Source organism: Spirosoma sp. 48-14 (assembly GCF_001898575.1).
Lineage (GTDB): Bacteria > Bacteroidota > Bacteroidia > Cytophagales > Spirosomataceae > Spirosoma.
This window is the reverse complement of record NZ_MKUD01000059.1, coordinates 9,067-35,472: the sequence shown is the minus strand read 5'-3', so window position 1 is coordinate 35,472 and position 26,406 is coordinate 9,067. Positions and strand designations below refer to the sequence as shown.

The 26,406-nt window shown below is 47.4% G+C and carries 19 protein-coding genes and 2 pseudogenes; 6 read left to right on the top strand and 15 right to left on the bottom strand.

What is annotated here, in order from left to right:
* Positions 1 to 94: 94 nt before the first annotated feature.
* The 11 genes from BGO59_RS26645 to BGO59_RS26595 all read right to left on the bottom strand — a co-directional run bounded on the left by BGO59_RS26645 (position 95) and on the right by BGO59_RS26595 (position 17,867).
* Positions 95 to 1,555: a RagB/SusD family nutrient uptake outer membrane protein gene (locus tag BGO59_RS26645; RefSeq protein ID WP_293688759.1), complete on the bottom strand. Its 1,461-nt coding sequence runs from the start codon at positions 1,553 to 1,555 to the stop codon at positions 95 to 97.
* A gap of 19 nt (positions 1,556 to 1,574) precedes the next feature.
* Positions 1,575 to 5,129: a TonB-dependent receptor gene (locus tag BGO59_RS26640; protein ID WP_293688757.1), complete on the bottom strand. Its 3,555-nt coding sequence runs from the start codon at positions 5,127 to 5,129 to the stop codon at positions 1,575 to 1,577.
* A 2,229-nt stretch (positions 5,130 to 7,358) separates the two neighbouring features.
* Positions 7,359 to 8,216 (bottom strand): DUF4249 family protein, encoded by an 858-nt coding sequence (locus tag BGO59_RS26635; protein WP_293688755.1) that lies wholly within the window; start codon positions 8,214 to 8,216, stop codon positions 7,359 to 7,361.
* 11 nt (positions 8,217 to 8,227) lie between these two features.
* Positions 8,228 to 10,840 (bottom strand): TonB-dependent receptor, encoded by a 2,613-nt coding sequence (locus BGO59_RS26630; RefSeq protein WP_293688753.1) that lies wholly within the window; start codon positions 10,838 to 10,840, stop codon positions 8,228 to 8,230.
* A gap of 44 nt (positions 10,841 to 10,884) precedes the next feature.
* Entirely contained in the window at positions 10,885 to 11,901 is a 1,017-nt protein-coding gene (locus BGO59_RS26625; protein ID WP_293688751.1) for a FecR domain-containing protein, read from the bottom strand.
* A gap of 61 nt (positions 11,902 to 11,962) precedes the next feature.
* Positions 11,963 to 12,538 carry an RNA polymerase sigma-70 factor gene (locus BGO59_RS26620; protein ID WP_293688749.1) on the bottom strand — a complete coding sequence of 192 codons (576 nt, stop codon included), beginning with the start codon at positions 12,536 to 12,538 and terminating at the stop codon, positions 11,963 to 11,965.
* A 297-nt stretch (positions 12,539 to 12,835) separates the two neighbouring features.
* Positions 12,836 to 13,831, bottom strand: a complete 996-nt coding sequence (locus BGO59_RS26615) for a hypothetical protein (protein WP_293688747.1) — start codon at positions 13,829 to 13,831, stop codon at positions 12,836 to 12,838.
* Between the two features lie 226 nt (positions 13,832 to 14,057).
* Positions 14,058 to 15,209, bottom strand: a complete 1,152-nt coding sequence (locus tag BGO59_RS26610; protein WP_293688745.1) for a DUF4932 domain-containing protein — start codon at positions 15,207 to 15,209, stop codon at positions 14,058 to 14,060.
* Positions 15,210 to 15,314: 105 nt separating this feature from the next.
* Positions 15,315 to 15,887: an AraC family transcriptional regulator gene (locus BGO59_RS26605; protein WP_293688743.1), complete on the bottom strand. Its 573-nt coding sequence runs from the start codon at positions 15,885 to 15,887 to the stop codon at positions 15,315 to 15,317.
* Positions 15,888 to 16,782: 895 nt separating this feature from the next.
* On the bottom strand, positions 16,783 to 17,427 hold the full coding sequence (locus tag BGO59_RS26600; RefSeq protein WP_293688741.1) for a hypothetical protein: 645 nt from the start codon (positions 17,425 to 17,427) through the stop codon (positions 16,783 to 16,785).
* A gap of 206 nt (positions 17,428 to 17,633) precedes the next feature.
* On the bottom strand, positions 17,634 to 17,867 hold the full coding sequence (locus BGO59_RS26595; RefSeq protein WP_293688739.1) for a hypothetical protein: 234 nt from the start codon (positions 17,865 to 17,867) through the stop codon (positions 17,634 to 17,636).
* A gap of 1,018 nt (positions 17,868 to 18,885) precedes the next feature.
* On the opposite strand from BGO59_RS26595, the gene BGO59_RS26590 reads away from it, so the two are divergent.
* The 3 genes from BGO59_RS26590 (at position 18,886) to BGO59_RS26580 (ending at position 21,104) form a co-directional block, all read left to right on the top strand.
* Positions 18,886 to 19,617, top strand: coding sequence for a hypothetical protein (locus BGO59_RS26590; protein WP_293688737.1), 732 nt, complete (start codon positions 18,886 to 18,888; stop codon positions 19,615 to 19,617).
* 41 nt (positions 19,618 to 19,658) lie between these two features.
* A complete protein-coding gene (locus tag BGO59_RS26585) occupies positions 19,659 to 19,967 on the top strand; it encodes a helix-turn-helix transcriptional regulator (RefSeq protein WP_293688736.1) in 309 nt (102 codons plus the stop codon).
* Positions 19,968 to 20,075: 108 nt separating this feature from the next.
* On the top strand, positions 20,076 to 21,104 hold the full coding sequence (locus tag BGO59_RS26580; RefSeq protein ID WP_293688734.1) for a hypothetical protein: 1,029 nt from the start codon (positions 20,076 to 20,078) through the stop codon (positions 21,102 to 21,104).
* Positions 21,105 to 21,600: 496 nt separating this feature from the next.
* Here BGO59_RS26580 and BGO59_RS26575 read toward each other — a convergent pair whose 3' ends face one another.
* Genes BGO59_RS26575 through BGO59_RS26560 form a run of 4 tightly spaced genes read right to left on the bottom strand, consistent with a single transcriptional unit; the run spans position 21,601 to position 22,913 of the window.
* Positions 21,601 to 21,810 carry a GDCCVxC domain-containing (seleno)protein gene (locus BGO59_RS26575; RefSeq protein WP_293688732.1) on the bottom strand — a complete coding sequence of 70 codons (210 nt, stop codon included), beginning with the start codon at positions 21,808 to 21,810 and terminating at the stop codon, positions 21,601 to 21,603.
* Positions 21,811 to 21,812: 2 nt separating this feature from the next.
* Positions 21,813 to 22,058 (bottom strand): cation transporter, encoded by a 246-nt coding sequence (locus BGO59_RS26570; protein ID WP_293688730.1) that lies wholly within the window; start codon positions 22,056 to 22,058, stop codon positions 21,813 to 21,815.
* 18 nt (positions 22,059 to 22,076) lie between these two features.
* Entirely contained in the window at positions 22,077 to 22,403 is a 327-nt protein-coding gene (locus tag BGO59_RS26565; RefSeq protein WP_293688728.1) for a mercuric transporter MerT family protein, read from the bottom strand.
* Between the two features lie 42 nt (positions 22,404 to 22,445).
* Positions 22,446 to 22,913: a 5-fold beta-flower protein gene (locus BGO59_RS26560; protein ID WP_293688727.1), complete on the bottom strand. Its 468-nt coding sequence runs from the start codon at positions 22,911 to 22,913 to the stop codon at positions 22,446 to 22,448.
* Between the two features lie 365 nt (positions 22,914 to 23,278).
* Here BGO59_RS26560 and BGO59_RS36470 point away from each other — a divergent pair.
* The 3 genes and pseudogenes from BGO59_RS36470 to BGO59_RS26550 form a co-directional block, all read left to right on the top strand.
* Positions 23,279 to 23,467 (top strand): annotated as a pseudogene (locus tag BGO59_RS36470) (transposase); the annotation flags it as partial.
* 23 nt (positions 23,468 to 23,490) lie between these two features.
* Positions 23,491 to 23,631 (top strand): annotated as a pseudogene (locus BGO59_RS26555) (IS110 family transposase); the annotation flags it as partial.
* A gap of 664 nt (positions 23,632 to 24,295) precedes the next feature.
* Positions 24,296 to 26,406 (top strand): CusA/CzcA family heavy metal efflux RND transporter (locus BGO59_RS26550; protein ID WP_293688846.1); only part of this gene is annotated, 2,111 nt, incomplete at its 3' end.

Genomic DNA, 26,406 nt, shown 5'->3' with positions numbered 1-26,406 from the left:
ATAGTGGATGGAAGTAGCTGGTTAGTAGTTCCCTTTAATGGCTGGAGCGCCTACCCAAAAACATCGGAAGGCATTATGTTAGCCGCTTCCAGAATCAATAACCTCTGTTCTGAGTTATTTTCGATGGATTAACATCAATCTGGTCTTGAGGAATAGGGAACACCTTTTGGTATTCTTGAAATTGAAGAGTTACACCCTGGTACTGAATTTTATATTTGCTAAAATAGGCATTTAGGACAGGTATAGCCCGATTCGTACGGATTAAATCAAAGAAGCGAAGACCCTCAAAAGCTAGTTCCACCCGACGTTCCTGCTCGATAGCTATTCGCAATTCGGTTTGTGACAGACCTATTTTTGCTGGAATACCGGCACGTCGCCTAACGGTATTTAAATACGTAAGGCCATCATTGCTATTCCCTGTTTCGTTTAGACATTCTGCATACATCAGCAGCACATCGGAATAACGCAGAATCGGATAATCGACACTACCCTCTCCCCGTGCCACCAAACCCGCGTCGTAAAATTTACGAATCCAGGAGGCATCGACCTTCACACCCTGATCGGTCGTATAACCGGGTGAAATGGTAATTGCTTTTCGCAAATCACCAGCCTCAAAGGCGCCCTCAATGTCAGGCGTTGGCCGACTGCTGCCGTTCCCACCACCTATCTGTACTGAGTTACCTGAATTCTCGGGAGCAAACTGATAGGTGAGTAAATTCCCTTCACCGACGCCCCCGCGGACGTACTGAATGGAAAACAGAATTTCGGCGTTATTTCCTTTGGTAGGGCTAAATACATCTTCATACGTGGGTAACAATTGATAGGCTTTACTATCGATAACTGCTTTGAGTAAAGGCAGCGCTTCGGAAAATTTTCCTTGAAACAGCAACACGCGGCCCAACAGGCCATTGGCCGCACCACTAGTAGCCCGCCCGGCATCAGCAGTTGCATAGGTAGCGGGCAATGCACTGGCGGCTTCAGTAAGGTCCTGTTGAATTTGCGCATATACCTTAGCGACAGGTTCTCGTCCGAAGGTGGTAGCATCCGAAGGAGAAGCTAGTTCCTTTGTCACTAAAGGTACGTCTCCAAACGTTTGCACTAACGTAAAATAGTAAAATGCACGAAGGAATTTGGCTTCACCGATGATACGCCCTTTTCGTGTTTCATCCATCTGGACGGATGTAATTCGATTCAGAACAATATTGGCCCGGTAAATCCCTTTATAGGCATCTGTCCAGCGACTGGTTAAAATTCCTGACGCCACCGAACCCGATGGCAAAACAGCCAGGTTATCGAAATCGCAATGACCAGCCACGCAGGCGTTCGATGATGCATATGCATCATCGGTTGGCAGATCCCCAAAATCATAATAGCTGTTGGCAATGCCATTCGATTGCAGCACGGCGTAAACAGCGTTGATGGCATTGGTCATATCATTTGCTGACTTATAAAACTGATCCGTCGAACCAGCATTGATCGGGTTTAGATTAATAAAATCTTCCCGGCAACCTGTTGCCAACAACAGAAGTAAGGCGAGAATAGGAGTAAATTTCATAAAGGAATAGGGCTGAAAGTTAGAGGCTTAAGGTTAATCCAACGGTAATTGTACGGGCCAGCGGATATACACCATAATCGATGCCGGGCGTTGTGACATCTTCCCCGTTTTGACTCACTTCAGGATTGTAGCCGATGTATTTACTGAGTGTAAATAGGTTTTGACCACTGGCAAAGACACGTGCTCCCGCTAAGTGAGCTTTTTTAGCGAACGCCGAAGGCAAATTATACGCCAGCGTCACATTGCGAAGGCGCAAATACGTACCATCCTGTAAATAACGAGCGAGTAACGACTCGTTGAGCCCCGATGACGGATAATTCGTTGAGGATATACGCGGTTGTACACCCTCACCAGGATTCGTTTCCGAGCGCCAACGGTTGATGGTTGGTTCTTGGAGATTGTTAAGCGACAGATTATTATTCCCAATAAACCGGCTGGTTAATAAAACGATTTTGCCGCCTTGAACCCCCTGAAACTGTACGTCAAGACTAAACCCTCGATAGGTGATTCGATTGGTCATGCCATATAGGAAGTCAGCTTGTGGGTTGCCTAGGATAGTTCGATCATCGGGGGTGATTTTTCCATCCCCATTCGTATCGACGAACTTGGTATCACCTGGCCGGGTGGCAGAATTAAATTTCTGAGCCGGATTGGCATCTACATCGGCCTGGTTCCTGAAAATTCCATCAATTGGGTAGCCATAGAAATCAGCAAAGGGTCTCCCGACCTGCGTAACCTGCGTGACGGTGTTCTGACTAACGGTCCGTATCGGTTCGTTTTTATCGCCTAGTTGGATTACTTTATTCCGGTTCAGGGAAAAATTAAAATTGGTCGTCCAACGTAGCGCGCCCGTTGTATTGACGGAGTTAATCGCCAGCTCAAACCCTTTATTCTCGATGGTGCCAATATTACCGTAGACGGTTGTAAATCCTGAAGAGCCAGGTACAGGTCGGTTGTAGAGTAATCCGTCCGTGATACGGTAGTAATAATCCGCACTTAGACTAAACCGATTGTTAAATACACCAATGTCCAGACCAACGTCCGTCTGCCGATTCGTTTCCCAGGTAAGGTTTGGGTTAGCCGCATTGCTGGGTGCATATCCCGTTGCCAGCGTTCCATCGTTAAGTCCAAAATTATAATTATCCTTTCCAAGGAGCGCAACCGAGCGATAATTCCCGATGTTAAAGTTCCCCGTAACGCCGTAACTGGCCCGAAGCTTTAGGTCGCTCAGCAAATGAATGTTTTTTAGAAAGGGCTCTTCGGATACTCTCCAGCCCACCGATACCGATGGGAAAACAGCCCATTTATGGTTAGCGGCAAATCGGCTTGACCCGTCCCGCCGAACGGCGGCCGTCAGTAGATAACGCTCTTTATAGCCGTAGTTGATCCGTCCCAGATAACTTAATAAACTCCACTCTTCCTTACCCCCTGATCCATTGATGAGCGAAGCTGCCGTTACGTAGGTAACCAGATCATTGTCAAAGCGCCCTGGAGGCCCCATTGTACCAGTCGATTCGTCGGAGTTGCGTTGCACAGAATAGCCGGCCAGCACCGTTAGATCATGAACGTCGTTGATCTGACGATGGTAGGTCGCCGTATTATCCCAGGCATAGTTGAGGTTCCGGAATTCAGAATGCCGACTTACAATGTTATTAATGTTCGGATTGGGCTGACCGGGCGTTAATACGCCCGTGCCTATATCATTGGCCGTTGATGGCCGGTAATAGTTGTTCCAGTAATTGCGAAAATCCAGGCCTAGATTTGTCCGAATCACCAAGCCTTTCACGGGGGTTAACTCAGCATACCCAACCCCAAGCAAACGTGCCCGCTCTTCAATATCTTTGTAATTCGGATTTTCCAGTACGTTCAGGGGCGAGATAACGCTTGCTACATAAGAGGTTGCGGTAGCATACTCATTGTTACCTAGAATCTGACCATAAAGGCCACCTGGATAGTAAGGCTGAATAGTTGGTGGCATCACCAGTGCAGCCTGAATAATCCCCGCATCGCCTACATTCCAGTGCCCATCCGTAGGCCGACGATTTTCTTTCGCGTAGGACGGCGAAAAACTCATGCCAAGCCGTAGATAGGAAGTGGGATTGGCGTCTAGGTTAAGCCGAAAGGAATACCGTTCGTAGTCGGTCGCTTTAATAATACCAGCTTGCGAAAAATAATTCCCCGATACGTAATAGCGCGTCTTGTCGGTACCGCCCTGTGCCGACAATTGGTAGTTTGAAATGGGGGCCGACCGAAAAATCAGATTCTGCCAATCTGTATCAGGCAAGCTGTTGGGATTGTCGTAGCTGGCAGGGTAGTTAAAGTTGGCTAACTGTCCATTGAAACGGCGCTGCCCATTCGGAACGCTGGGATCGCCACCCACCGACAGCCAGTTATTTAATACTCCTTCTTTGATCAAATCGATGTGTTCATCGCGGTTCATCAGTTTCATCTTTTTCGATACCTGCTGAATACCGGTGTAGTAGGAAAAGTCAATTCGTGACTGGCCTGCCTTCCCCTTCCGAGTGGTGACCAGCACAACCCCATTCCCCCCACGTGAGCCATAGATAGCTGCGGAAGCGGCATCTTTCAGGACATCAATGGTTTCAATATCGGCTGGATTTATTAGGCTGAAGTCATCCGAATTTTGGAGCGGCATACCATCGACTACATACAGAGGTGTATTGCCTGCAGTCAATGAACCTGTGCCCCGTACCCGAACAACGGGGTTGGACCCAGGCTTGCCTGTCGACTGCTGGATAGCCACACCAGCCAGTTGGCCTGCCATCGCTTCGAGCGGATTTTTTGTAATTTGGTTGTTTATATCCTGCGCATTGAGCGAAGCCACTGCTGAGGTAACCGAAGCTCGGCGCTGGGTGCCGTAACCCACTACGACCACTTCACTAAGCGATTTTTGATCAGGGGCCAATTGCACATTCACTATTGCGCGTTCTCCTACATTTATTTCCTGGCTTAGGTATCCCACAAATGAAAAAACTAGTGTGGTGGCTTCATCCGGTATCGCCAGACTGTATGTACCGTCGACATCGGTAGTCGTTCCTCGACTTGTGTTTTTTACCAATACGGTGACGCCTGGTAAACTAGTACCTGTTTCTCCCTTAACAGTCCCCCTTATCGTCCGATCAGCGGCTGGAATGTTTTCAACCATGTACGATTTGGGCATCAGGTTGCGTGTGCGCCATCGCAGATTCGCAACATTACTTAACAGCTTTTGCGATGTAGCCGCTGCTTCATCGGTAAAAGCGTTGTGCTGGAACGGCTGATCCAGCACACTGGCCAGTCGTTTGGTCGTTACAGGGCTGGAAACTAGTTGGTCGGCATGGAGTTCCCAGGGCTTGTCGGAGCCAGGACCATATTCAATCTTCTTCTGCCTGTTTGGTGTATAACTGACTTCCTGGTTTGTTCCGGATTTTGTAACCAGTGGCTCCAGCAGTGGCAGTACCTTCCTGTTTTCAGCAAAAGTTATATGCATAAACAGGCCGATCCAAAGCAGCGAAGTAAGTGTAAGCCTCATAAGAATAGGTGTGTACACACACAGAGGTCGAGGTAATTTCATACCTTTAGGGGTTTTTGTAGAGTTAAGACAAGGACAAATGGGCCCCTTACCATCCCATAAGGATGGAATGGACACGTAAACCAGTCGGGGCCGTTATTGGTCGGTGATGCTTGGACCCATCGCCGACCTTTTTTTGGTAAGCTTACAGTGCTACATAGGCATGTCGATTTAGATAAATGGTAAAAAACTGTTCCTACCCACAACCTAGTGCCGATTTGACAATGTGCGAATCGATACCATTGCCTGGTTCTCCATGCAGCTGGCAACGATGAGTTTGTTGGTCAGCTAGATATTCCAGATCCCGTTAGGTCTTATTGATTTGGGTACTTCGTTAATAACGATCTCAACGCCTTAAGTTTTTCGATGGCTTTCAGGTTCAGGGTATGGAAAACAGGTCTTTCCTGGACGCGAATGCTGGGACATTTGTTTGGGCAGGCCATTGACTCGCTTTTACCCCATGGGGTGATCTGGCATTGCTTCTACTCTCCTTACCGAACCTGTTGATCCAGGGCATAAAGACATACATGTCAGCGTTTGGTTTATCGTGGCTATAAATTCTAGTTTTTGCAACGATATGAGCCGTTTCGATCCTTTCCCAATTAGCTCGGTTCCTCAATTAAGGCTTTACATTGCAAGTTGTTGCCCCCTAACCAAATCACAACATAACTCTCGTCCAGTGGGGAGTCGAGTTTCTAAGAATCTCAAAAACGTAGTATCGACAAGTATTCTCCCTCGACGATCTGTGCTAGCATCTGGCTAACGACATCGTCTACCTATAGCCAAACTATGTACGATTACCTCCTTATGTATCAACATCTATGGACGGCGAGTATTGGCAGGGCTGGTCACCTGAATCAAATACCAGTTTATACCAACAAGAATGAGAATGTGTCTAACGACCTGCGTGCGGTACTGAGTGGAAAACGTTTACGTTGACAAAGGCAAAAAAGGCCGCAACCTTATCCTGGTTTTGTGATGAAAGTCGATCATGAAACTTTCTCCAGGATTCGTAGGTCATCGGTGAGTGCTTCATTTGGAATAGACAATGGATTGACAGGAACTTCACACCAGTTGCGGTCAATCAACAAAAAACGTTTTTCGTTCCCCGTTAGAAAAGTGATGCCCTAGTTTTCAGAAGCGCCCGTAATTGTATCGGTAGTTCCCCTTTTTTGATCATCCGTCTTCAGTATAGCCAATATCCTGATATGCCCATTAATAATCTATTTTCAAAACCTCATTGAGTATCGGCTTAAGTAGGAAAAGGTGGGTAGTGGCCACGTTCATCAATAATAACAGAACGAGTGCATAGTATTTACTTCGTTCAAAACATTGAACCAGAAACCTTGCTAGATAGGGCATTCTATTCATAAGGAAAGGGTTGATTTAGGTGAAAAGCAAAGCGTGTTTAGCCTGGGTAAAATGGCTTTTCTATGATACAAACGTTGAGTATTTATAGCTGGGAAAATGTTAATTTCATTCTAATAAATATATATTATATTTTAATAATACAAATAAACGGTGGTATAAGTCAATGATCCACCATTTTTGTATCAGAAGGCGATATGATCTTAACATGCCATTGACTCTATCCTATTCATAGTTATAAAGGCGTTAAGCAAGCCTTTAAGAATTTACTTGGTGATGAGCGGACACTAAATCAATGAGCAAATACTGGCATTAATCTGCTTGTAGATCAGAACCTGCGTTTGGACCAAGGATTAGCATATGGGGAGCTATCCGTAAACGCTGGCTAGGTGAATTAATCGGCCAAGCCGTTTCTTTTGTGGTACACTGGGAGGACAAAGTGCTACATTAGCCTTTCCAGTTACACCCACAGATTATCCTGGAGACACGCAATGGCAGGTTGTCTCTCGGGTAGGTAAGAGCAAAGAATCGTGGCACTTGCTGACCAATCAACTGAGTCAGGACTTAGACCAACTGTGGCCAGTGGTGTTTCCTAATACAAGAAGTACACAACTTGAGGTTAGTTAGGGCTTTTTCAAAAGCGAGTCGTGCCTGAACCGGCTCAAGTTGATCATGGAGTGGTTGGTTTATGCCTTCCAACTAGACTTGTGACTAGTCCTGAAAAAACCTTATATGTTTTTCAGGACTAGTCATTTTCCCAAACCAGCAAAGTAATAGTTACTCATACTGATTGTCGTTTCCATAAAAGCCTCCTTATTTATTCCTGGTTCAATGAGTTCATTTGGGCCCCAGCTGTCGACTCAACTACTGACCCAACCAGGATTTTTGAACTACAAAAGACCGTTGAGCTACCTGGCTACCACTAAAAAAACCCAGGGCTCCGTTACTAATATTGCCCTTCACATTAGCCGGCATACGATCAAAAACCCCACCTCTGAATTGCGTTTCAGCGTACACATCCCGAATAAATCGATAGTGTGAGTCGGTTAACGAGTAGCGTGTTTGCGTGATTACTGTCCCGGCCTGGAGGAGCAGGGTTTGATTAGCACCCGAAAAATTCAACAGAAAACCTTCCGGGTCGATGCCCGGAAACTGGTAATAAAAAGCACTCATCCATTGAAGCCCGATCGGTTCCTGGGCCGAAAAGATATCTCTGACGGGCGTAGCAGCCCCGTAGCGGACTTTAGGGAATTCCAACTCAAAAACGGTCAAATTCCCCCGGATCGGATTCCCTAACCGGTTCGGTGAGGCAAACAGTAGGGCTGGAGATTCAAAGTCCAGGACCGGTTCGATCGTCGTCGTGGCCGAATAGCTGGCTGGGCCCAACTCAATTTGTAGGGTGTAGGTTTGACCCACTTCCCCCACGACCGTTGAATCAGTCCGGTACAATCCTGGGATCGTATCGACTTCATACAGGGGAAACCGCGTGGTTCCATGGACAATGGATACGATGGCGCCCGACACTCCAGTGGCCGCTTCGGTCGGTATGGCCGGGGTCGTTCGGGACAGGTTGACGGTGTGTGCCTTCCGTTCCGTGGTGATGCTGCCTTCGACCACCAATCGGTTTGTAGCTGGACCCCGTTCTTGCCAGGCTAGTTCTTCCACACAACTCATCAACTCCATCATCATGGGTAGATAGACCAATAACGTCCATTTTGTCATGGCATCGAGCACTAAAAGGTAAATTGGTAGGAAACCGAAGGGATAATGGAAAACAAATACACGCGGTTGGCGACCAGGCGAGGTTGAGCTGGATTCCGGGTGGCGGACAAATCTTCGCCCACATAGATCGTTAACGGGTTTTTGCGGGCATACACATTGGTGAGGGTATAGACCCAGCTTCCCTGCCACCGGCGACCAGGTTTGGGTGGTTGTTGAATGGTCGCCGACAGATCCAGCCGGTGGTAATCCGGTAGTCGACTGGCATTCCGAGCGCCATAAACGGGTACGTTTTGGTTGTCGTAGGTAAAACTTTCTACCGGCAGATTGATGGCGCCACCGGTGTTATAGAGCCAGTTCAATCCCAGGGTTACCCGTTTCGAGGCCGTATACCCAGCCGTTAGGGATACTTTATGGGGCTGGTCAAACAGGGCTGGGTAAGCATTGCCTTCATTGATGGCTGGGATTTGCCGCCAGGCGCGCGAAAAGGTATAGTTGGCCCAACCCGTTAACCTTCCTGTCTGTTTTCGTACAAAAAACTCCAGGCCATACGACCAGCCACGCCCCGTTCGCAATTCCGCTTCCAGATAGGGGTTGAATGTCAGTTGGGCATGATCCCGAACGTCGAGTTGATGAGCGATATCTTTGTAATAGCCCTCCAAAGACACTTCCCATTGCCGGTTGCCCAGGCTGCGAACGTACCCCAGCGATACCTGATCGGACCGGATCGGTGGCAGGCCAGGACCACTCGGATACCAGATATCAAACGCCGTAAAGGATAAACTGGAATTGGTAAGCTGGTGCATATATTGATACAGGCGCGTATAGCTCATCTTGATGGATTGGTTCTCTGCTAACTGGTACCGAAGTGACAATCGGGGTTCCGCTCCCGAGTAGGTATGATAGATTCTACCCGCCCCATAGGTCACCGAATCGACCACCCGCCCCACCTGATTATACTGATAGACGAGCGCTTGGCCCATGTTTTGAAACAGGGTATAGCGCAATCCCGCTTCCAGACGCAGGGATGCCCTTACTTTCATATCCAGACCGGCATACAGAGCCGTTTCCAGCGCCTGGCGACCAGGCACCCTGAATGCTGGATTTGCGCGGTTTTGGCCTGGCTTAACCTGGTGATACACCGAATGGAGCCCAAAGCTAACCGTGCACCGGGGAGAGACAAACCAGGTAAAATCGGCTTTCCCGCCCTGATCGGCAATGGCCGATTCCCAGGAAAAGGGAACCGCAGCCGCAGGGGTGGCTAATCGGTATTGATAGCGGCTGTAGAGCAGTGTGAAATTGGAAAAAAGCCGCTGGCTAAACAGGTGATTCCACCGCAAGGTCCCCGTCGTATTACCCCATTGGATCTGGTAGTCCAGTAAGGGTAACCGGTTCATGTCCCGACCAAAATAGCCGGACAGATAGACTTTATTTTTCTCGTTCAGGGTGTAGTTCAGTTTCAGGTTTCCATCGTAAAAATTCACATGGGTGCCCCGAAGGGTCGAATCGGCCAGCGCCCCCAGCCACAGAAAGGGTTCAGTAAACGTTCGTCGTCCGGAGACGATATAAGAGCCTTTTCCACTGGCTAGTGGACCTTCCACGGCTAATCGGGCTCCCCCTAATAGCCCGACACCACCCGTCGCGCGAAATTGGTTGGTATTTCCCTCCTTCAACTGAATGGCCAGCACCGACGAAGCCCGGCCGCCATACTGAGCGGGGATACCGCCTTTGTAGAGCGTTACCTCCTTAATCGCATCCGTATTGAAAACCGATAGAAAGCCCAGGAAATGCGATGGATTGTAGACGGGAGCCTCATCGAGCAAAATCAGATTTTGGTCCAGGCCGCCACCCCGAACGGAGAACCCCGTAGAGCCTTCCCCCACGGTTGTAACCCCCGGTAATAGCTGGATCGATTTGAGCACATCAGGCTCTCCGGCCAGGGCTGGCATCTGGCGAATCGTGGCAGCATCGAGTCGATGTGAACTCAGTAGGCTTGCCGCCCCCAGATGGCTGGAGGTTCCGCTCGATACCACGACTTCGGCCAGTTGATGGGTTGTGGCTGGTAACTGGATATCCATTCGGTGGTCTTCGATCAGCCGAATACGCTTCGAAACCGGTCGGTACCCCATATGGGAAACGATTAGCGTATAGGTATGTCGAGGAACGGTTAGCGAATAAAAGCCATACGTATTGGTCGTTGTACCCATCGCTACTTCCTGGATATACAGGCTGGCCCCCATGAGGGCTTCACCAGAAGCGGAGTCCCGAACGTATCCACGAAGTGTTACGTTTCGGGTAGCCGAATCCGGATTGGCCGTAGGGGGACGGAATCGTAGGATCAGCTTGTTTCCCCGGACGATATACTCGACCGACTGACCGAGCAAGGCATCGTCTAGATGGCTGCGAAGGGTTTGGTCCGCTTGCCGAACGGTAACCTGTTTCCGTAACGGCAGCTGATTACTGTAGGAAAAGGAAATTTGTGCCTGTTGACTAAGCGCACCCAGGAGTTGTTCCAGGGTGGCAGTGGTTTTAGGGAGGTGGATGGGTTTATCCAGGATAGTGTGCTGGCCATATAACGCTGAGATCGGCATCAAAATCAACCACAAGACCCCACAGAGTGTACGCATAAATGTGTCGGAAAGCGTGAAAGAAAGTTGACAGCAAGCATTCCTTAGCGGCAGCCCTTACCAGCTAGGATAATACGACCCTGGTGACGTTGAACTTGAATGGGTAGCACCAGTTGCATTTCGGTGAGTACCTCCTCCAGCGGTTGCTCTCGAAACGTGGCCGTTATCCGGCAGTTTTCCAGCGACGTGCCAGTCAACGCTAGTTTCTGGCCGTAATAGCGATTCAGGTCCTGGACCACCTGGGCCAGCGGGGTATTCTGAAAGGTTAAGACCTTTGTCTTCCAGGCGAGAAAATTGACCTCCGTGTTCGTGGATTCAACCAACGTATTGTTTTGGAAGACGCCCTGCTCCCCTGGGGTGAGCACGAGCGACGCCTGCGACGCTGACGATGTGGATAAAGCAACTTTACCGGTGAGTACAGTAACCTGAACGAAATCCTCCGTTGGGGCATTGACGGAAAAGGACGTGCCCACCACTCGGGTTAGAAGCGCACCGGACCTAATCAAAAATGGTTGAGCTGGATTTTTAGTGACCTCGAAAAAGGCTTCACCCGTTAGGGTAACGTTCCTGGTTGGACCAGAAAATGAAAGGGGATACGTGAGGCTAGCCCGCTTATTCAAATAGACCCTAGTGCCATCGGATAACGTGAGTTGAAGCGGATGGGTCGTAGCCGTACTGGTTACTGGCGCTTCCGTTTTACCATTCATCTGTTGGTGGTATAGACCGATCAACACACCCAAAACAAGCAGTGTAACAGCGGCCATTTTGAACCAGCCATTGGCACCCCACCGAGCTGGATAGAGCAGTCGGCTGTCAGCCGGCTGACGTCGGCCCTTAAGCCGGGCTTTTACCTGTTGCCAGTCTTGGTGGGCATCGATGTGGGCAAAATCAGTGGCCGATGCGCTGCTGTGCCAGAGCTTGACAAGTTGCTCCAGATAGCGTCGATGGCTGGGATCAGCCGCTACCCAGGTGTCGAGTTGTTGCCGTTCCTGGGGGCTTGCTTCTCCGGTCAGGAAGCGCAGGATGAGTGGGTCAATATGGGGAGGGATCGAAGGCGTCATACCCATTGTTTACGGATAGGACAATCCAAACCGACTTCACACGTACGCACGTCCGCTTTTTTTATAAAAAATCAACGGGGGTCAGCAATAGAAGTACGGGCAGGTAGTCCGACAGGGCTTCCCGTAGTAGAGCCAGGGCTTTGCTGATCTGGGTTTCAACGGTCCGAATGGACAAGCCTAACTCCTGGGCAATCTGGTTATTTTTCTTGCCCTCAAAGCGATTCATCTGAAAGATTCGTCCGCATTGCTGGGGCAAGCGTTGCACGGCCTGCCAAATCAGGTGCTCGAGTTCCAGTTGCAGGATCGGCTCGGTAGGGTCAGTCTGTGGGGTAAGTTGCCGTAGATGCTGCTGATGGAGTTGATACACCTGGGCCTGCTTGAGATGAGTAAGGCAGGTGTTTTGGACGGCCTTATACAAATAGGCTTTCAGGGAGGTGTGCAGGGGTATCCTGTCTCGTTGGTCGTAGAGCCGGACAAATATCTCCTGGACCACATCTTTGGCCTGGTCTTGATCATTTAGGTACCGCAGGGCAAAGACGCATAGCACCGGATAATACTGATAGAAAAGTTCTGCAAACGCAGCCTCATCTCCGGCTCTGATCCGTTCCCATAAAGCAATGTCTGGTGGATGTGTCAAGGCTGGAGTGGATGTGGATGGAGGAACCTCGTAGTAGGTAACGGTAAAGCGTGGCCAGTTTGTATAGAGTCAGCTAGTATGATAGTTAAGTCATGCGCTTTCTCCGAATTCGTTGTCACCCGAGTTGCATGAACTGGATTAATGAACACAACTAGTCCACACGATGGCCAACGGTAATTACATTGTTTCTGGTCATTTTGATTACTCAATGCAAACAGTGCCCAACTCGTTGTACCAAACCAGGGAAGTATTAGTTACTCCTATTGATTATTGGTTCAAATAACACCCATTTTTCATTTACATTAAGTTTCGCAGCCAGGCTATACAATCCGGTACATCGACAATAGTCCAGGAGTGAGGAAAAGCACGATTACCGACAAACCCTTTACCTCTCGTTTCAATGTATTGAGCTCGCGAGTTACCCAGCCTCTGCAGTCTATCGATCATCTGGGCTGATGTGGGAGCCGTCAAATCATCTAGGCTTAACGTCTTGCAATAGTGTTTCCGCCAATAGACCAAATCGGGCTCTGCATAAAGACGGATGGGGAATGATTTTAGCCATTGAGCATTACCACCTAATGAATCAATACTGGAAAAGGCAGAGCCATCGTGATACTTTTTAGGGAATTTTTCGGGTGAACCACCAAATAAATCAGTGAGCGAGGCAATGATATGTTGCCCCTCTTTAACTAATAATTTGCTACAGTTTTGCACAATTCGTCGCTGACCTAGTTGCCAAAACTCTCTCATATCGACCGGAGGATCAACCCCGAACGCAGCCTTCAGAATCAAATCATTGGGAGCCGTATTGGCTACAATTGTTTCTGCATATGATAAGGCTAAATGCCCCCCTGCCGAAAAGCCACCAATAAAAAAGTTTCTACGGACTGCTGGGTTTTGGTTGACCACTTGACTTATCGCTTGGCTTATAAACTGTTTACTAGCGGAGTCTAAGTAAAGCCTGTTATTAATGGAAGGAACGATCGTGATTAATCCGATGTGAGCCGCTTGTTGTGCCAGCTTCGTTTCTTGAAACACCTGCTGAGGCTGAGTGCCGAGCCCTGGAAGCAACACGAGTAGTCCTTTGATGGGCGAAACATCAGATGGATTGAGCTGATAGAAGGCTAATTCTTGTAAAGTCCCATCATTAATTAACAGGTTAACCGAGTCCTTGATGGCAACAATATGTTTATAAACGGTTTGTGCGTATACTTGGCTAGTAAGAGACAGGTAAATGACTACCCATTTGAAGCTTTTGATTACCATAGTTTTCAAGAAATTCTTTTCTTTCATTGATGAGATATAACCGATAAAGGTTGCACGAAGCTCCTCCCTGATAGTTTAAATTATGTTGTCTACATGGCTATTTGTTAGCCAACAGTGAAAACGTCAGCCTAAACATTGTTTCAGTCTCCCCCTTTTAATGAGGGACAGCCTTCTGAGAGCGCTTTATTGGGGCTTTTTGGTTAATTACCCAAATAAGGACCGTGGGTTTCCCCTTTCATAAAGATCGGCATGCTTATTTTGCAGTTACCCTTTGCTGTAGCTTTTTCATCGCTCTTTCTACTGCTTCATTGTACTGATACGATCGCTTTGTTTTATAGTCCTCTAATTGTTGGAGAATGATGGGCAGGTAAATAAAATGACGGTCCTGGATATAGTGGGTTTTGAGTCGGGAAGCATCATCCCGATGGCCCAGGTTTTGGGCGATCATAATTTCTCCTGCCCGGACGAAATGCTCAGACAAGCAGCTCTTCCAGGTGCTATAGCCTTGTTTAGCCATCACTGATTGAATGGGGTCAAAGAGCGTTTGTGTACTAATAAATACCTCTAGCGGAAGGTGATCAATCACTGGATTAACAAAAGGATGTCCAAACTCATGGGTGCTGAGTTCCTCCAGATGCTTTTTATTACTGAATCCCATGTCCAGGTCTGACCCTTCAGTAATCGTGGGGATATCCAATGCACCAAACACATGGAATGAGTGTGCTTGATTTGTAATTCTATGAGTAAGCCCAAATCCCATACCCGGCGGTATCAGTAAGCTAGGGATCATAGAATAGCTGGCAAATTGCCCCTGATAGAAGTTCTCAAGCGCCCCCAACAACAAGGGGCCAGGTAAACCAGTGTTCAGTTGTTGGAGCGCATTTGTATAGTACCTTTGGTATTGATTGAGATAGGTCGCGAAATTTACCTCATCATAGAGCTGGTTCATGGCGTTGACAAAGGCTGATGCATTCATCCGGGCTTCGCGACTGTCGCCCGTTGAGGAGAATCGACTATAATATTTTTGATCAAGACTATCCTTGAGCTGGGCTTGAGGGAAGTCATCTAATTGAAGCAGGAGATTAATTAAATAGTCTAACCAAAGTTTCTCCGCGAAGCCCATAGCTACCGCTAAATGCTTACTGTTGGCAAACGATTTATAGTCTTGGTAAACCATAAGGCCATAGGCATAGCGAGCTTTGTCTCTAGCTGGGTAGTTTAGGTTAGTTTCTGACTCAGGTCCTTCATACCCCAGAAAATAAGCAAAGCCCAGGAGTTCAACATTTTTATTAATCTCAACGTTAATCTGTCTGGTGTCAGACTGGAAGGGCTGCTTTTTAGTGGACTGACTCCAGGAAACTTGAGCCCAACATAGAGAAACGATCAGGATGATTCGGAAATACATATAGAAAAAACGTTTCGGTGAATGAGGAGCCAAAACAAATGACTACCCTTTCTCTATGCGCCCTTCTTCCGCTTTTAGGTCGTCCAACAACGCGTAATAGGACGTTTACGCTGAATGGTTAATGGAAGAATTCTGGGTCGGCCGTAAATAGAAGGAAGGTGCTTTTCCTGTATGATCCTTAAATACCTGATTGAAGCTTGATTTGGAGTTAAACCCCGCTTCTAGCGCTATGGCCAGGATTGTTTTGTACTGTTGCTTGGGATCGCCGAGTTTTTGGATCACTTCATCTACCCGATACTGATTGACGAACGTCGTAAAATTGGTTGCACAACGCGTGTTAACTAAGAAAGAAATATAACGAGGGGGTAGATGGAGGAAAGTGGCTACATCGTCTACTGTTAGTTTTGGTTGCCGATGGAGCGCATCATCCCGAAAGGCTGATCGAATTCGCTGAAGTTCAATTTCATCGGTGAATTGCGCAAAGTCTGGATTGGCAACCGTTTTAACCGTTGACCCAGGTAAAAGTGATACCGTAAAAAAATCAGGGTCAATATAGCCTATATAACCCAGTACAAACAGACACCCGGTTAGCAGCCACTCTATCTCCTTGAAAACGGGCCATTTCAGGAGGACACCAAGCGCCCAAAGTAAGGTCAATGCCCCAAGGAAGGTAAACATGCCATAGCACCTAAGGTAATTTCCAATGATAGCATCCAGCCTTGGAGGTTTCCCAACCAATGGTAGTATGCTTAATTTTCGTACATAAACCCCCAATACCACGAACATACAAACGATGGGAAGGATTTCAGTCCAAATAAACCAGATCGGCTGTGCCAGTAGGGAAGGCACATGTTGATCTACAAAACGCCAATAAATCTGCCAAATTGATCGGATAAAAATTTCCAGAAACACGGGCAGGTAAACAAGCAATTGTGTTTTTTTTAAAGCATACCTGTGAGTTGTTGTCAGTTGAATAAAAAACCAAAGTGATATGGGTAGCATTAAATAGCTTTGAACGTTCCAGAATGGGAACGCATTCGGTCTACTATGATACTGAATCTGCATAGCCCAGTCATTAAGTAGCTCCAGGGCCAGCACAAAGAGTATGGAACTAAGAAACAGGCTTGCTTTTTCTTGTTTAATTCCTTTGACAAATAAGGCAATACTAAGCATGAACCCTTGCCCAGCCCCAATCAGAAAAATTACTGCTTTCCAGGTCTCCATGTTTACAACCGTACCTGCTCCTTTTAAAGGAGCAGGTACATCACAAAAAACAAATGAACAGCTCAGAATTATTATCTCAACACGTTCCTGGGATCAACGTAACGGTAAGGAGCGGGCCCATTGATACTCGGTTCGCATAAAATACCTTTCCGAACTAGCGACTTTTAACGAATGAGAACTACTATTTACTAAAAATAATAAGAGCAGATTTGTAAGGGGACTTCATATAAAGGGGTATACAGAAAGACCGCGTACGTTCGATCAATAAGTCGGTGCCATTCGCGCTGACCCAACCCATCGAATGTCCCCAATTTTGGCATATTCTCAACCTGACATTGGCTCTCAATCCTTATAACGGAGATTCTTTAAGGGATGTTGATGCATTGTTGTATCGCAGAAGCCCCTGCCATTTCCCGGATAGCGGAAAGCTCTGGCCTGTCATTTTGTTTTCAATGGTAGCCTGGAAAGAACAGGTTAATAGATAGCTATCTATCTGACGACTAATTGCAATGCTGGATTTGGGAGGAATCTTGATAGCTACCGTTTGTTTTTCGTTCGCCCCATAGGGTTGTCTCTGTTGAATCGAGCTGAGCGGGAATTTCTTAGAAAAAAAGTCAAAGGAATTGCCCCCGTTCCAGGATCGCGGAACAGGAACTTCGATTTGAGTTAGATCGAGTTGGTTGGGCAATGGTGTTGTTTTATCAAAACTGAACTGTGACGTTTTTACCAGTTCGTCAAAAGTGACCTCCACTTGCTGGGTTGTAAGCGTATTCGTTGGATTTTGTACATTAATTCCTTTCAGCTGAACAGTTAGCGTATCAATTCGGTCAGTGGGTGCTAGAAAGTACTGTATGTTCCTCACTTCATATTGATCCGGCACGTTTGGTAAAGGCTCGGTGGCTGGGGCAGTTGAGCAGGCAGTCGAAAAAACTATTAGGGTAGTCATGAATGCTAGGCTGCGAAAAGTGCTCAATTGGGGTAGTTGAGGTATCATGGCTGTTGTTTAATTATTCTGGTAACGACTAAAAATGGGATGTATTCTCTGAAATTTATTATTGTTGTTTTAATCTTGCCACATCTAGTTCTAAACGTTGCCTTTGGTCTTTTTTAGGTCGATTGGATAATACTAGGTCAAGAATAATCAACAAAGTAATATTTTCAACTACAAACATAGTTCAAAGTTTTAAAAATCAGGTTGGACTATGCATATGAAGCAAAAAATAGGTGAGTCAATGCAATCAACTCCTTGATTAACGCACCAAAATCAATGATAGCTGTTTGAGAATGTACTTTACGGATCTCAATGCTTTCAGCAAAGGGAATGGGCGTTTTGAACCGGTGGCAACTGGGATCTCCAAAGAGCTTCTCATAATTTTCACACTGAATGCTGCCAAATAGAGAAAAAGAAATGGGCAGCTTATCAAAAGGTTGCATAATAGTTAGATCAAAGGTCAAACTAGCTAACCTGTACCTATATGTTTTAAGACCTCTTTTATAGGGTTAAGGTTGGGTTTGGAACAACAGATTTTTTAATTGAAATCCTAATTGCGACACGAAGACCCAGATTGGCTCGTCTTAGTTTCCAAAGGGAAAACTGGGGTGGTCCCGCTTGGCCAGACACTTTACTTATGAGAGTTTGATAATATTTGTGATCAAAGTTAATCGGTGAATGGTAGCCTAACGATGTGTGTGTGTAGCCGACGGACGTTATAGTACCCACGTCTGGCACCCCGATCAATATAATTAAACAACTCAACACGAGTATCTTCTAGGCTGATAAAACAGCCGCACGGCCGGGGCGGTGATGAATATTTCAATGAGCTTGTTTGCTTTATCTTCTCGGAGCATAGGAGCAGAGGGAGAGAAATGGTACTTGGTCGTACAAATCTCAACAACTTTTGCTCTATACGCTTTTTATCAACGGCTTACTATTGCTATTATCCACAACTCACGTTAATTAATAGATTGATTTTAAAGATGTTATTAGAAGAAATTACGCATATGCCGGAAAATAATCCAAATTATTTTTGGTGATTTTTAAATATTTTTCATAGTTATAGCGGTGATCATTGCAGTACTAAAGTTGCGATTGTCCAGCTGGACGAAATACCCATGTTGAACGCGGATTCCCCACGTGTGGCAATCTCTTTTGAGGTGAAATAGGGCTTGGAACTATTTACAAAGTTAAACTTCGACCTATTTCTATAATTTATACTACAAACTCTTGATTATTAATGATTTAAGTGTATTTCATTGGGATTTTACCCGAAACTTGCTGCTAACCCCATTATTAGTAATTTGTAGTCCAAAATAGGTTTTGATAAGGATCAAAAAATCAAAAGGCTTGTGCTAATCATAAAATAGGGAGAAAAGTTCCAATTTATAAACAACTATTTCCCTTTCAGGTAAATAGTAATGCTTATTTTTGCTAACCTATACTAAACATAAAGCCATGGCCAAAGCGAAACAATCGGACTTACTGCCTTTACCAGCCATTCGACTCGTACTCAATACCTACAAGGTCGATTTGCAACCCATGCTCCAACAGATCAGTGCGTTACCAAATGAGCCCGACTTAGAATTTTATTTTGTACCCGCCAGTCATATGGAGTTGTTTCGACCGTATCATCGACCTGGCAGGCCATATAAAAATTGTAAGCTCGTCAATTTCGAGCGGCCAGCCATATCTCTCACCTTTTATAATAAGCACAAGTATCAAATCGACAGGGACATCAAAGCCGAAACCGCCCTGACTATTTTAAGACAGCAGCGAGATGAGCTGTATGCCCGTTCATTTCTGGATCAACTCACACCTGTTCAGAACCGCAAACTGCTGGAGATTGATAGTTTATTGCGGGCTATCCAGCTGACACCAGACCAGTTTCAGTTCTGTACCTCCAATTACGAACACTATTATCGGTACTGGTACTGCTCATTTCGCTTCTTTGAAGATGCCGATCAACTCAAGACTGGAACCGCTAATGAACATTTACTAAAGCACACCCAACGGGCTGAAGAAGGAGGGGCCATTAGTGAGCGACTCAATATTATCTTTATCGACACCAAATATATTACTCGCCCGGTCGCTTACGATAATAAACTCATTGATCGAGTGTTAGAGACCTACCCAGATAAAGTCAGTTTTGGTAAAGCAAGCCTTTATATTCGGTCAATAACGGAATAGAAAATAGCTGGGAAGAAAGTTTTGTGATGCATAATTAACAAATGTACACGCTCATATTTATGGCCGGTAGTAGTCCCATTTCAATTGCCTTTGGAAAAGCCGTTAAGCAGCAACGATTGACTAAAGGCTTAACGCAAGACGAGTTAGCCCACCACTGTGGAGTAGATCGAACCTACATTTCACGGATTGAACGGGGACTTAAAAACCCAACGTTATCTGTAATCTGGGACATTGCTACTCATCTAAAAATCAGTCTCGTAGCGCTGACAACACTAACGATGCAGAAAATGCCGGTAGATCATACCGTTTTACCTGAAAATCAGGCTACTAGTGATCTGGTAGACGATTAAGAGGATTGTATATTAAAATAAATTCGTAATTGTAGAAAAATAATTTCATTTTAATAATTACTCAAAAATAATTGTAAATTTGTAATTACAAAAAAACAATTACTAAATATGCCTGCTGTTAGCAATCGTCCATCCGCATCGTCTCAATGGGACGACATCTGCTTTCCGGTAAAAGCGGTACCCTTTACCGACATTCTGCCAGATTATGAAATCGCGGCCACCGATCGGCAGCAACTCATCATTGGCGAACCTTCTGGCCGTATGCCCATCGTCTATGCCGCCCAAAGCAATGAATACAGTATCATCCCAAACTCATTGCTGCGCCAGGTAGTGGATCGACTCATCTCCGATTACATCCTGGATGTACGCTTTACAGCCAATGGGGAATTTGCCATTAACATTGTCACGCAAGGCGAGCGGTTTCAGATCGGTAAACAAACCGATACCCTAACCCGATCGCTGGTGTTTAATAACTCCTATAATGGTAAAATGCCTTTCAAAGTGCAAGGAACCGTGGTTAACACTACTACCGTGGAGCATTACCAGGAAGCTCGGATGCGCATTAGTTATTACCGCCAAGTTTGCAGTAATAGCCTGATGGGTTGGTCCGATGAGTTTATGAACCTGGATGAATACCTGAACTGGCTGCTCAAAGGAAAACCTAAAAAGTACAAGGAAGCTAAGGAAATCAAAACTTCCTTTCAGGCCGCCTATACCTACCAGCACCTAAAAGGGCAGCAGCAGGAACAGACCTTATCCCGTAAATTTCACCATAAAGGGTTGGACTTAGACCTCTTTGAGCAGTATTTGGAACAGGTTGTTGCTCAGTTTCTGAAGCAGGATACGGGTTTGACCCTAGATATTTATAAAAAGATGGCCAAGCAACAAGTTGACAAACAACACGCGGAACAACTGCTGATTGATGCGAAGCTACCTAAAATGTTAGCCCGCCAGGCGATGACCCGTATGGGCGAGGAAGAACGACTGTTGGAAAGTGAACCAAATGTGTGGCTGCTCTACAATGCGATCAACTATACGTTGTTTACCGCGCAAGCAAATATGTCGATCAATGATCGATTTCGACAAGACGAAGCGGTCTATCACGACTTGGCTCAATTGGTGTTGACCAGCAACTAATTGCTATTGGTGAGAAGTACAAGCTAGTTAGTCAGAACATGGTACAGCTACGCCTTGAGGGAGACAGCGCGGATGAAGTGCAAGCCATCGCCGATACGATTGAATCGTTCTTTCCCCAACATATTTCGTTTTCACACGTAAGAACGGGAACAAATCCTCGTTATACGGGTCAGCAGAAATTCTTCAGTTATGCGCGCATAGAGATGACAATTCTGCCATTGCCCTCCGATTCATCGGAATGAATTCAATGAGGAATGGCTCTAGGTGGGTAGTTCTAAGGAATGGTACGGCACCGATGGTCAGCCCAGGGGCAGCGCCCTGACTGCTGGCACCCGGAAAATTCACGGTCAGCCGTTGTCATCGTTTACACCAGTTGTGTACAAAGTCATCTCGCGTAGGAGCCTTTTCTAAGACGAGGGCAACAAGCAGTGTTCAGCTATAAATGCTCGTTTATAGTTGAACGGTAATGACAAAAAGAAAACCCTAAATCGGGGCTTTATACGCAACAGCTCTTTTGCTCTTGGATCGGGGGGCACTTCACCGACCCGTAGGAACAGAATACGCAACAATCCCCTGCCAGCGGTTTTAAAAGGACCCGACAGGAGGTGCATTCATAAAAATAGGTGCAAGCATCGGTTGGCATGATCTCCGCAACTTGGTGGCCACAATTTGGGCAGGTAATCACGGATTCGAGTGTGACGGTCATTCCTAGAGCGTTTTTGTGCTGGTGACTTTGTAACCAGTGGCATCCACCGCTTTTTTGATGTCAGCCAGGGAAGTTTTTTTGCTGTCGTATTTCACGGTGGCAGCCCCTTTTTGGTACGATACATCCACCGCCGACACGCCCTTAACCTTAGTGACTTCCTGCTTGATGTGTTGCTCGCAGCCTTCGCAGGACATGCCTTTTATGGTCACATAAGCCACCTGTTGCGGGCCTGCCTGCGCAGGCTGCACGGTCGCTTGATTCTTATCTTAGTACAGCCAGTTCGAGTAAGAGGGGAAAGCCAACAGCAGCAATGCCATTGCTGTCATTACGCCTAAAAATGACTTCGTTTGCCAAAAGGTGATTTTTTTCGTTTCGCAATTACATTCCATTGTTTTTTTTGGTTTTAATTGTTCGTACCAAGCCCAACCCAAAGCACCGACTGTGAGCGCGATACTGTAAGGCCGCAACGGTTCTAGCCAAGCCCATATCCCTGCCGAACCACTTGCACCGACAACCAATGTCAGCAAAGGAATCGTGCAGCACAGAGATGATACAAAGGCAGTGACTAATCCAGCCAACCCCGCAAGTTTCATAGATTCTTATGCGATCTTATTTCAATGGTGGAACGAATATAGTCATTTGTTGCCCAATTTGGCCACTTTAGGTTTTTGATGAGTGCTTGGGTTTAAGCCGTTAGCAAAGCAATGGGCGGCACAGGCTGACCCTTTCATGCCATCATACACCGAGCCGATTTTCTTTCCTTTGGCATCGAAAATATCGCAGGTTTCACCGGCCTTATCTTTCACCGTAAACACCAGGTTGCCGCTGGCATCGTAGAAGGTCTCTCCGTTCTTTCCCACTTTCCCCATTTTCTTGCCATTGGCATCGGACAAGGTGCCATCCGAATTGAGGAAGGCGACTTTCTTCCCCTGATTATCCTGAATAATGCCCTCTTTGGTCACCAGACCGACTTTTTCACCCTGAAAATAAACATCGCCTTTGGCGTTGATGAAATGCCCTTTGGAATCCTGGGGCTGCTGCGCGAAGGTAAAGGAAGCCAGAAAACTCAAAATGAGTGTGAGGCAAAAAGCTGATTTACGCATGTTGTTGATCGTTTATACCTTTGGTAAGCATCAAAGGTAAGCCGCTAAATACCACTATGTTTTACACAATGATGACTGATTGTTATAAGATTTCTGCCATTCTCTGAGCCATATATAATCAAGCTCTTCGTCTCTTTGTCTATGAAACTGTGGCGGATCATATGGACCACCTGTGTACAGGTGGTTTCTGGTTACCCAGCGAAGCCTTTTGCTTGGATGAATCCACCGCTAATGAATCAGGCACCCTTGTCAAATTAGCGATCATTGGCATGATGACGGGGTTCACCCTTCTGCCCCGCCTTTGCCCAACTTGCGGAGAGATCAACCAGTTTTGCTAGGATGATTTCAATGATCAGTTCAAGCGGTTGACCTCCATCAAAGGCATCTCCTCGACGATTCGTTCAGCGCTGATCGAGACGACCAATGACTTCCGGAATTTCACCTGGGTAAATGCGTTGGCGAAGTTCATTGATATTGCTCACCTCACTTACCCGTCGGACAAGACAGGCTTCAGTCAGGGGATTTGTAAAACGGGAGACCCGTATCTTCAATTGGCTTATTGTACTTTGCTTTCTAGTCGGCTATTCGCTACAAGGGGTACAGGAAATTTTACCAGCGACACAAAGCGGCTGGCGAGCCCTCCAAAATGGCTCTGATCGCCGTTAGTAACAAGCTGCTGCGGCAAGCCTTTACGGGGGTTCGGTTTAGACAAGACTAAGTCCCCGGTTATCAACCTGTTTTGCGCGTTATCGCTTGGTTTTTATCACAGTTTATGCGTAGATTAACAGGTCTGCCCATACATTGACTATGAATAGTCAATGTATGGGCAGACCTGATTATTTCCCAATTGCAATGATTTTAGGGTAGTACAATCAATTTTTCAATGTCGTCTTCCATAGCCTAAAAATAATACAGGTCAATAACGCAAACCCTTCTTATCTTTGTCCCATGAAATCAGTGGTCTGCCTGTTATTAAGCCTGCACTTACTTGTGCTATCGGTACTCCCCTGCACTGAGGCTATCCTGCATGACCAGTCCTCGCATCAGCCCACAATCACCAGTTCCCCTCATCATCAGCCCGCAGGTTCTTTTCCCGATGGCGACCTCTGTACGCCGTTTTGTTCGTGTTCCGCCTGTCCAGCCTCGGTAACGGTTCCTCCGATACCGGTATTGACGCTCGAACCAGCCGTGGCTTATTTGACCCTTTGTTCAGCACGCTTCGCGTACTTGCCTGTTCAGCCAACTACTTTCCCCTTTCATATCTGGCAGCCTCCCCAGCTAGCTTAAGTCCCGATACGCTTCTCCGATTGGCTTGACCAATCGGTCCGGTCACCTTCATTTAACCTAAATGAAGGCATTAGTCATTTATCTTTATATTTCCCATGCTGGATTCCATCATCCGATTTTCTATTCGGAACAAGCTCATCATTGGCCTGCTGACGCTGGTACTGATTGGGTGGGGTAGCTACGCGCTCCGTCATTTACCGATTGACGCGCTGCCCGACATCACCAGCAACCAGGTGCAGGTGATTACCCGTTCCCCGGCGCTGGCCGCTCAGGAGGTGGAGCGGCTGATTACCTTTCCCGTCGAACAGACGATGGCTACCATCCCCGACATTACCCAAATCCGCTCGATCTCGCGCTTTGGCTTGTCGGTCGTTACTCTGGTCTTCAAAGACGCCACCGACCTGTACTGGGCCCGTCAGCAGGTGGATGAGCGATTATCCGAAGCCCGGGCTCAGATTCCCCCCGGTACCGGCGAACCCACCTTAGGCCCGATCAGCACGGGACTAGGTGAAGTTTATCAATATGTCATTCACGCAAAACCGGGTTTTGAAAAACGCTATTCACCCATGGAACTGCGCTCGATTCAGGACTGGGTCGTTCGAAGGCAGCTCCTGGGTACGCCCGGCGTGGCCGACGTGAGCAGCTTTGGGGGACTGTTGAAACAGTATGAAATTGCCGTCGACCCAGACCGGCTCCGTTCCTATGGGCTTAGCATCGGTGATTTGTTTACGGCACTGGAAAAAAATAACCAGAATACGGGTGGGGCCTACATTGATAAAAAGCCTAACGCCTATTTTATCCGTTCAGAAGGTTTGGTAGGGAGCCTGACCGATATAGGCCGCATCGTCGTTCGACGCACGACCGGGGGCGTACCTATATTGGTTCGGGATGTGGCCCAGGTCCGCTTCGGCTCCGCCGTGCGCTACGGGGCGCTGACCCGCAACGGGGAAGGAGAAGCTGTGGGGGCCGTCGTTCTGATGCTAAAAGGCCAAAACGCCAATGAGGTCATTGGCCGGGTAAAAACCAAAATTGACCAGATCCGGCGGACGCTGCCCGAAGGTGTCGATATCCGCGTGTTTCTGGATCGCTCGGAGTTGGTCGGCCGGGCCATCCACACCGTGACCCGCAACCTCATCGAGGGGGCGCTGATTGTGATTTTCGTGCTGATCCTGTTCCTGGGCAACCTGCGGGCGGGGCTGATCGTGGCTTCGGTGATCCCCCTGGCCATGCTTTTTGCCATCGGCATGATGAGCCTGTTCGGCGTCTCGGGCAACCTGATGAGTTTGGGAGCCATCGATTTCGGCCTCATCGTGGACGGAGCCGTTATCATCGTCGAGGCCACCCTCCATCATCTGGTAGGCCGCCGGGTAAACCGCTTGACTCAATCCCAAATGGATGAGGAGGTCTACCATGCCGCCAGCCAAATCCGTTCCTCGGCCGCCTTTGGCGAAATTATTATTCTGATCGTGTATCTGCCTATCCTGGCCTTGGTCGGCATCGAAGGCAAGATGTTTCGCCCCATGGCGCAGGTGGTCAGCTTCGCTATTCTGGGTGCATTTATTCTCTCGCTGACCTACGTGCCGATGGTATCGGCGCTGCTGCTGAGTAAAACGATTCGTCAGCAGCCGACCCTCTCCGACCGGATGATGGGCTTCTTTCACCGGTTATATGATCCCGCTATACGCTGGGCACTGCGCACTAAATGGCTCGTTCTGGGCATAGCTGCTGGGTTGCTGATAGGTGCCGGATGGCTCTTTAGCCGCTTAGGGGGCGAATTCATTCCCGAACTGAGCGAGGGCGATTTTGCCGTGGAATTACGCACCCTGACGGGATCCTCCCTTAGCCAGACCGAGGATAAGTTTCTCCAATCGGCGCAGTTGCTACTCAAGCAGTTTCCTGAAGTGCGGGAAGTGATTGGTAAAATCGGGGCAGGGGAGATTCCTACCGATCCTATGCCCATCGAAGCCGGTGATTTGATGGTCCTGCTCAAGCCCCAGACCGAATGGACGTCGGCCGATGATCAGGAGGAGCTGGCAGGCAAAATGGCGGAAGCCCTCGAAGCGATTCCGGGGGTTACCTATGGGTTTCAGCAGCCCATTCAGATGCGTTTCAACGAGTTGATTTCGGGGGCTAAGCAGGATGTAGCCGTGAAATTATTCGGCGAGGATCTCACCGAGTTGCAGCGACTGGCGGGCCAGCTTGGGCG